Annotated in this window: 9 protein-coding genes; 5 read left to right on the top strand and 4 right to left on the bottom strand. The window is 58.8% G+C overall.

Annotated elements, in window-relative coordinates:
* Positions 1-789 precede the first annotated feature (789 nt).
* Complete coding sequence (locus GJA01_RS14750) at positions 790-1,467, top strand: ParA family protein (protein WP_062499712.1); 678 nt, start codon at positions 790-792, stop codon at positions 1,465-1,467.
* Positions 1,468-2,020: 553 nt separating this feature from the next.
* Here GJA01_RS14750 and GJA01_RS14740 read toward each other — a convergent pair.
* Both GJA01_RS14740 and GJA01_RS14735 read right to left on the bottom strand, forming a co-directional pair.
* Positions 2,021-2,950 carry a replication protein RepA gene (locus GJA01_RS14740; protein WP_099282478.1) on the bottom strand — a complete coding sequence of 310 codons (930 nt, stop codon included), beginning with the start codon at positions 2,948-2,950 and terminating at the stop codon, positions 2,021-2,023.
* 227 nt (positions 2,951-3,177) lie between these two features.
* Positions 3,178-4,626: a site-specific integrase gene (locus tag GJA01_RS14735; protein WP_099282476.1), complete on the bottom strand. Its 1,449-nt coding sequence runs from the start codon at positions 4,624-4,626 to the stop codon at positions 3,178-3,180.
* Between the two features lie 112 nt (positions 4,627-4,738).
* Between GJA01_RS14735 and GJA01_RS14730 the strand changes: the two genes are divergently transcribed.
* A complete protein-coding gene (locus tag GJA01_RS14730; protein WP_062502390.1) occupies positions 4,739-5,185 on the top strand; it encodes a hypothetical protein in 447 nt (148 codons plus the stop codon).
* 74 nt (positions 5,186-5,259) lie between these two features.
* Here the strand turns inward: GJA01_RS14730 and GJA01_RS14725 are convergent, their stop codons facing one another.
* Complete coding sequence (locus GJA01_RS14725; protein ID WP_253783039.1) at positions 5,260-6,000, bottom strand: hypothetical protein; 741 nt, start codon at positions 5,998-6,000, stop codon at positions 5,260-5,262.
* Between the two features lie 69 nt (positions 6,001-6,069).
* On the bottom strand, positions 6,070-6,258 hold the full coding sequence (locus GJA01_RS14720) for a hypothetical protein (protein WP_062502388.1): 189 nt from the start codon (positions 6,256-6,258) through the stop codon (positions 6,070-6,072).
* 161 nt (positions 6,259-6,419) lie between these two features.
* Between GJA01_RS14720 and GJA01_RS14715 the strand changes: the two genes are divergently transcribed.
* The 3 genes from GJA01_RS14715 to GJA01_RS14705 are packed head-to-tail and all read left to right on the top strand — an operon-like array spanning position 6,420 to position 7,340.
* A complete protein-coding gene (locus tag GJA01_RS14715) occupies positions 6,420-6,674 on the top strand; it encodes a type II toxin-antitoxin system Phd/YefM family antitoxin (protein WP_062502387.1) in 255 nt (84 codons plus the stop codon).
* Positions 6,674-7,102 carry a type II toxin-antitoxin system VapC family toxin gene (locus tag GJA01_RS14710; RefSeq protein WP_062502386.1) on the top strand — a complete coding sequence of 143 codons (429 nt, stop codon included), beginning with the start codon at positions 6,674-6,676 and terminating at the stop codon, positions 7,100-7,102. Before GJA01_RS14715 ends, GJA01_RS14710 begins: the two co-directional genes overlap by 1 nt.
* Positions 7,095-7,340: a hypothetical protein gene (locus GJA01_RS14705; RefSeq protein ID WP_099282474.1), complete on the top strand. Its 246-nt coding sequence runs from the start codon at positions 7,095-7,097 to the stop codon at positions 7,338-7,340. The genes GJA01_RS14710 and GJA01_RS14705 overlap by 8 nt, the downstream gene beginning before the upstream one ends.

Raw genomic sequence — 7,340 nt, 5'->3', positions numbered from 1 at the left:
GGTTGTAGGCTCCTGCGTGTCGGTCCAGCGCATCGGAGGCCGGCCACGGGGGGTTGGAACATAGGGAAACTGGTAGCGTCGCATGATGCTCGATCCATCTCTGGTTCTTCAAACATCCTTGCGACGACCTTTCGGGCGACCGGGGTGCAACAGTGCCGCGCAGCGGCAGGATCGGCGTCATCCGGACCCACGCGCAGGCGGCGCAGCCGGCGAGCATGGGGAGGACGGACGGCGACCCACCTGTTGCGGCGCGGGCGACCGAAAGGCAGCGCCTTATTCTCCCTTCTTTTCTACAGTTCTCCCTTCCTCCTCGCCGCTCACAGAGTGAGATGACCCGCGACGTTGGGCAATAGCCATGAGGCTCTGGTAGCCGCTACCGAGCTATAACGGATAGCCGCTACCCACAGACTACCGCAGGGAAGGGATCTCCCCCCGGCCTTCGGCTCTTCCAGTCCGCTACCCGCTACCGAGCTATAATGGATAGCCGCTACCCACGGACTACCGCAGGGAAGGGATCTCCCCCCGGCCTCCGGATCTTCCAGTCCGCTACCCGCTACCGAGCTATAACGGATAGCCGCTACCCACGGACTACCGCAGGGAAGGGATCTCCCCCCGGCCTCCGGATCTTCCAGTCCGATACCCAAAAGACGAGAGGGTAGCGGCTATCTTTTCGGTAGCGGCTACGTATAGGCTACCCGCTATCTTGACGGTAGCGGGTAGCATATATATACCCAGCATAGTTCACAGGCTTAGTTCCAGCTACGGCACGATCTCTGGAAGGAAACAAAAATGCCGATCATTGTGTTTGCGAGCAGCAAGGGAGGCGTAGGTAAGACGACCTCTGCATTGACACTGGCCTCGGTGCTCGCCGCTAATGAGGTAAAAACAACATTGGTCGACGCCGATCCCAATGCTCCTCTCTGCCGATGGGCAGAAAGGTTTCCCGATGCGGTTCCTGCCGCCCTGACGGTGGTATCTGCTTTGGGAAGTGACGTTGCGGAGGTCGTCGACAATGCGTCTGATCCTTTCGTCATTGTCGATCTCGAAGGAAGCAAAAACGTCGAGGTCAGTGTTGGCTTAGGGCGGGCTGATCTCGCGCTAATCCCTATGAAGGGAAGTCAATTAGATGCGGACGAGGCTGCCAGCATTATCAAGCTCATCAAGAGGCAAGAAACCGTATTCAAACGAACCATACCTTTTCGAGTATTCTTCGCACAAACATCTCCGATTATCACCGACAAGGGCATGCGCGAGATCAAACAGCAGCTCGATGAAAACGGTATTCCCATGATGGGTACTTCGTTGGTTGAGAGGTCTGCATTTAAAGCACCATTTCGCCTGGGTGGCACGATTTACGATCTGTCACCTAAGGAGGTTCGCAACCCGGCTGTAGCTATCGAGAACGCTGAAGCATTCGCAACGGAGGTTCGGGACGTGCTCGTACAAACAGCCGAACAGCACGCTTGAGATGGAGTAAGTGACGATGGATGAACCACGGAAGGCGGCTAGAATCGATTTCGGTGCAGCTGTTGACTCAATTACGCCGCGCCGCCCGAAAATCGATAAGAGTACAACCTCAGCCGCGATTGCGGATGCCGCACAGGCGGGCTTCACAGGCAGATCAGATAAGGTAAACATTGACGGCCGTTCCCTGAGAAAAAGCGGGCGGACAGCACAACTAAACATCAAGCTTCGTCCCGAAACTAAGGCTCAGTTTTTAGAGCGAGCTCAGGCATTTCCGAATACGGAAGACTTTGTCCGTCATCTACTAAGCCTTCTCAACGGATCAGAGTAAGCCGAAGAGGAGAGGGAGCTGGAAAAGCAGGGCTTCAAAAGTGCACACTTACAGCCCCTCCCTTTGCAGGGCTTCAAAAGTGCACGGTTAGCCTGTCCGCACCTACATACAGGCGCGCCGTGAGAAGTTTTTAGGAATGGCAGAGAGGCAGGCTTCAAAAGTGCACGTCAATGGGAAGCAAAACCGCTGGCAGTGGCTTCAAAAGTGCACGGCACAAAACAGATCCTACAGCTTTAAGCTTATCGCTTTTTTTCCAACAGGGGGCTGACCTGGGTATAGTATAATTCCTTTGCCATCATCCTGTTCAAGGACCTTCGCAGCAGGGTAAACCGCTAATGCAAGCTGTAGGTTAGGCAAGAAACGGGCTTTAAAATTCTTTAATTGCCCGAAATTTAGGCCGAATTGTGCCTTCAGCCCATGCCAAGTTATAGAAGTGGGCCGACTAAGGGAATGTAACCGGTATGCAAGCCATGAATAGATATCCAGAGCCATACTGTTATTACTTAGAGCCCTGATTGCTGCCTCGTCGAGCGGCACCGGATGACGACGAAGACCATCAAAAAATCCCTCTGATAAGCGGGCCATGTGCATGTAGGTCTCGTTGTCGCCCTCTGCAGAGGGATCCATGAAAACGGCGGAATCCATGATATTTTGGTTAGTCAGACCTACAGTTCCGCCTCTCTTCACTTCAAAAGACAAACGAGACCTTGATATTCGCTCCATTTGATCGCGGACGATCTGAAGGTTCTTACCGCCAATGGGGATATTCATTCTTCCCATCCAAGCACGAAGACTTTTGCCGAGCTCAATATCTCTTGAGTTTGTCCTGATGGCTTCTGACTGTAGGTATATGAGTATTAAACGGGCTCGGCTACCGTATGGCACGCCTACAGGTACCGGTTCTCCTGCAGCGCCCCGTTTCATTCCTGGTTCAATAATCAGGCAGACTTGGTCGCTCTCGAGCTGCCATCCTTTATGATCAGCTAATCGCCGGTGCGGCAATGCAGCCTGACACCAGCCGGAGTACAGAAACCCTACGCCATTTTGCTCGTCAGCCATGTATGCTGCGGCGGCCTCAACGACCTGACGATCAATATCAAGTTGGAGCGCGGCCTGCCGACCGTTGTCCTGCAAGATTTTGTGTAGGGTTTGCATCACCGTCTCTCCGCTTAGTTTTGACTATGGTGAAGGGGGACGTGTTTGTCAGCGTGCACTTTTGAAGCACGAGCTATTAGGTTTATTAGTTATTATTAGTATAGGCTTCAAAAGTGCACGGGATAACGCCATCTTCTGGCGGTTTTCCTATCTCACATTCATATATCGGCGCTTCAAAAGTGCATGCCGTAGCTACAAAAGTGCACAGCTCCATGTGGGCGACTCTATCAAAACCGACTGCGCCCTGGATGCTTGGTCATGGCGTCCTCGACCTCGATATATTTTTCCACCACGCCGAAGGTTTGGTGGCGCGAGAAACGCTTGAGCGAGACCAGATCCGTGCCGTCACGAGCTCCTGTGGTGATCGCTCCGCGTCGCAGGCTGTGCCCGCTGAAATCGCCTGTCAGTCCCGCATCGAGGCAGCGCTTCTGAATGATGCGGGCCACAGACCGGTCAGACAGCGCCTCTGAACCCATGGCGGGCAGGGCAGGGGGCTGACCGGCCTCGGCAGCAGGCGGGAGCCACACGCGCCGGAAAACCGGTCCCTTGGCTTCTTTCAGCTTTGCTTTCCGAACCCACGCCTCATACGCCCGAACCGGGCAGAGACCGGTAATCCCCCTCGGGATCGCCACCTCGACACCCTGACTGGTGCGATCGCCCTTTGAGCGGTCCAGCCGGATCCGCATCCCGTCATCATCGAGCGCTACATTCTCCAGGCACAGCGCCGCCACTTCGGACCGTCGGAGGGCGCCAGCAAAGCCGAGCAGAAGAATGGCCTTGTCCCGAACGCCCACCAGATCATCCGTATCGATCTGCTCGATGACCTCGCTCAGCAGATCCCAGGTCAGCCCTTTGACCTGACGGGACGCGCTTTCCGTTGACGTCCTGCGAATGCCTGCAACCGTTTCAGACACAAGGGCGTGGGAGGTCGGGACGGGAACGTGGGCAACATGGTGCAGATAGCGCAGTGCGGCACGGTGCAGATCCACCGTCGCGGGTCGCTTCTTCTGCAGCGCAAGATCAGCCAGATAGGCGGCGACATCCTCGCTGCGGGCGGGCAGGGCAGGGAGCCCATGTCCTGCCGCCCATGCGCACCAGGAGCGCACGGCCGAGCGATAGGTCCGGCGTGTGTTCAGTGCCTTCGCGGCGCGGGAATAGGTCTTTGAGGCGCGCTCCGCCGTCACCAGCGTCCCGTCATAGTCGGGCAGGGCCTCGTCAGTCAGGGCATCGAACCACTGCAGGACCGCGCCAGACTGCTGACCCAGAGGAGAGGCCAGCGGCGCCAGCGTGGCTGTCTGCGATCCCGCTTTGCGCCGCCTGGCGGCCTTCGGCCTGAGCCAGGCGACGAACACCGGTTCGGGTTCGAGATCCAGAGCAATCGCCAGTTCGTGCCCGGAGGGCAGGGCGGTCAGATGGGCACTGGCGATGGCCAGTGCCTCCTCTGCCGTCTCAACATCGGTGGACAGGACCGTGTCTTCGGCAAATTCGTTGTCGCGGTATTCGATGCCGCGAATGACCAGAGAGAGATGAGGGGAGAAGCGACCGGTCGAGAGAAGGGCCACCGCTTCTGTCAGATCGCCGGCAGGAAGCTGCTGTCGGGTCTTCTGGTCCAGCCGGTCCAGGAGGGCCTCACGGGCAGCCTTTGCCGAGCCTGCGATGTGAAGATGGCTGAGCATGAACGCCTCCGCGAAACCAGAACCTGACTTCTGATAGCACGAAGCCGGGGTAGGGCAGAGAGGAGAACAAACACTGTCCAACGCAGGCCGGAAATGTGTTAACGAAGACTGAATGCCGATCCGACCGGAACTGAAGCCGCTCTACCCCTCAAACTGGCCTGAACTGAGCCGGCAGGTGAGGTTCGAGCGGGCAGGGGGTGTCTGTCAGCGCTGCGGCCGGCCGCATGGATATCACCTTCAGGTGCTGCCGGGTGGCCGGTGGAAGCATCCGGAGACGGGGCACTGGTTCAATGGCCGGGGCAGGCGGATCTCGCCTCCGGACCTGATCGAGCATCTGCAAATACGACAGACGAAGGTGGTTCTGGCAGCGGCCCATTTGAATCATGATCCCACCAGCAACCGGCTGCGCAATCTGCGCGCGTTTTGTCAGCGCTGCCATCTGCTGCACGACCGGATGTATCATCTGGCCCAACGACGCCTGACCTTGCGACGGCGCCTGGCGCTCGGGGATCTGTTCGAAGGTCTGTATCGGGCCGGGGTCCCGCCTCTGCGCCTGTAACGGGTCAGATCAGGTACCCGACTGGGCCGCGACGTTGATCTCCAGCCGGAGTGGGGAAGGGAGTGATCTGTTTCCTATCGCTCACGGGTCAGATGTTCGATGTGCGTGATGTGCCCGGCCCTGACGCCAACGCGCGTCTGCGCCTGCCGCACGAATTTCCGGTTCAGCTCGCGGGCCAGCGTTTCGCCGTCCCTGATCGGCACAACACTGTAGGTTCTGATTGCCCAGGAGATATCGCACTGCCAGTCGGTATGGCGGCTGCGCGTATGCCACTGCTTCATGGCCTGGTCTCCGCATCGCGCCGCTTCGGTGTGGTTCCAGCCATTCACCTCTGCCATCCAGGCCAAAGCGGCATCCTGCCTGTCCTCGGTCATGGTCTTTCCCCAGTGACGCACGCCATGGCAGTCAGGGCAGAGGGAAATCACCCCTTTGAGGGTCTGGATCCGCCGCTCGTCGTCATACGCCCACCCTTCGTCAGCCTCGACCGGCCATTGAGGTCCTCGTCCTCCGCACACCCGGCAACGGGACCCGGAGCGCGCATAGGCATCCTTCCGGATCCGGTTCCAGTCTTCGGGCGCCAGGAAGGCGCGCAGATTGAAGCCCCACAGAGCCTGGGGCACCATCCACGGACGGATATAGGGGGCCTCGCGGTCCGGCCGATACCGGTAAGGGACGAAAGGCAGTAGAGCGTCGAGCTTGTCCCGGGGCGCCATCCAGCACTTCTGCTCCCCGTTGAACGTGGCACCGCCCCGGGCTGCTTCCTTACGGCGCTCAAACGGGACGCAAAGAGGAATGAGTGTCGTCAAGGCAATCACCACAAAAGGGACGGCCGAGCGTGGCCGCCGTGGAAAGAGGGAATGTCGAGGCGCTCGGGATATATCCCGTCAATGCTGCTGGGACGACCCCGGACCACCCTCCCGATTCAGAGCCACGCTCGCGTTTCCCCCAGTCGCGTCAGCAGAACTGTCCCTCGGCCGCGGGCTTTCCGAAGAGGCTGTGCGGCTGCGCGCCTCCGCCACGAGGCGTTTCACGCGCTCGACTGCCATTGCACCACCATGCTCCATCGTGTTCATCGGCTTTCTCCGTTCAGAATGTCAGCTCCAGGTCGGGCACCTGCCCTGTGAAGGACACTGGCTGGCCCGTTTGTGAGTGCAGACCGGAAGAGCCCGATTTCCATAGCGCTGCCGGCTTCATTGTAGTAATGTCGCTACATAAGAAACAGGAGGCTCCCGAGATGACTGTCACCACATTTTCCAGTCGTGAGTTCAACCAGGACACGTCCCGGGCGAAGAAGGCTGCCGTTGAGGGGCCTGTCTTCATCACCGACCGCGGCAGGCCGGCGCATGTTCTGCTGAGCATCGACGACTATCGCCGACTGACCCACAGACCGCGAAAGATCGCGGATGCACTCGCCCTGCTTGGTGCCGAAGATATCGACTTCGATCCGACGCCCATGACCCTCGGCCTGCGTCCCGCGGACTTTGGCTGATGTTCCTGCTGGACACGAACGTTGTTTCCGAACTGCGAAAGGTGCGGGCGGGCAGGGCCGATCCCAATGTCGCCAGATGGGCAGAGCAGGTGGAGGCCGAGACCCTTTTCCTGTCTGCCATCACCGTCATGGAGCTGGATGTCGGTGTCATGCGGATCGAGCGCAGGGATCCCGCCCAGGGAAGCGTGCTGCGGAACTGGCTGGAGAACTACGTTCTCCCCGAGTTTTCGAAGCGGGTGCTTTCTGTCGATCTGGCGGTCGCCCGCCGCTGCGCTCACCTGCATGTTCCGGATCCGGGCCCGGAGCGCGACACCCTCATCGCCGCGACCGGTCTGGTGCACGGCATGACGGTCGTGACACGGAACACGGATGATTTCCGGTATTCGGGGGTGCCACTCTTCAATCCATGGAAAGCACCGCATGACTGATCACCGGCAAGACTGCAGCATGGCCGATTGTGAAGCCCTGTTCGTCGAGGAACTGAGGCAGTTCGTGGATGCCTGCGCGTATATCAACGCCGCCCTCCCGAACGAAGCGGAAGACGCCCCCTGGACAGTAACGATGCATCGTCTTGCAGCGAGCGCTGCTGAGGCAGCGGAGAACCTTGAAAATCCCTCCGCAAGTAAGATTGCCCTATGGGCAGATGAGGCAATGAAAGTCCGCTAA

Origin of the sequence: Gluconobacter japonicus (genome assembly GCF_002723975.1) — a bacterium.
In the GTDB taxonomy this organism is placed as follows: domain Bacteria; phylum Pseudomonadota; class Alphaproteobacteria; order Acetobacterales; family Acetobacteraceae; genus Gluconobacter; species Gluconobacter japonicus.
Note: the sequence above shows the minus strand (reverse complement) of the source record. Positions and strands in the feature narration are given on the sequence as shown.

Coding starts and splice junctions, on each gene's coding strand:
- GJA01_RS14750 (WP_062499712.1), top strand. CDS start 790: ATGCCGATCATTGTGTTTGCGAGCAGCAAGGGAGGCGTAGGTAAGACG.
- GJA01_RS14740 (WP_099282478.1), bottom strand. CDS start 2,950: ATGCAAACCCTACACAAAATCTTGCAGGACAACGGTCGGCAGGCCGCG.
- GJA01_RS14735 (WP_099282476.1), bottom strand. CDS start 4,626: ATGCTCAGCCATCTTCACATCGCAGGCTCGGCAAAGGCTGCCCGTGAG.
- GJA01_RS14730 (WP_062502390.1), top strand. CDS start 4,739: ATGCCGATCCGACCGGAACTGAAGCCGCTCTACCCCTCAAACTGGCCT.
- GJA01_RS14720 (WP_062502388.1), bottom strand. CDS start 6,258: ATGAACACGATGGAGCATGGTGGTGCAATGGCAGTCGAGCGCGTGAAA.
- GJA01_RS14715 (WP_062502387.1), top strand. CDS start 6,420: ATGACTGTCACCACATTTTCCAGTCGTGAGTTCAACCAGGACACGTCC.
- GJA01_RS14710 (WP_062502386.1), top strand. CDS start 6,674: ATGTTCCTGCTGGACACGAACGTTGTTTCCGAACTGCGAAAGGTGCGG.
- GJA01_RS14705 (WP_099282474.1), top strand. CDS start 7,095: ATGACTGATCACCGGCAAGACTGCAGCATGGCCGATTGTGAAGCCCTG.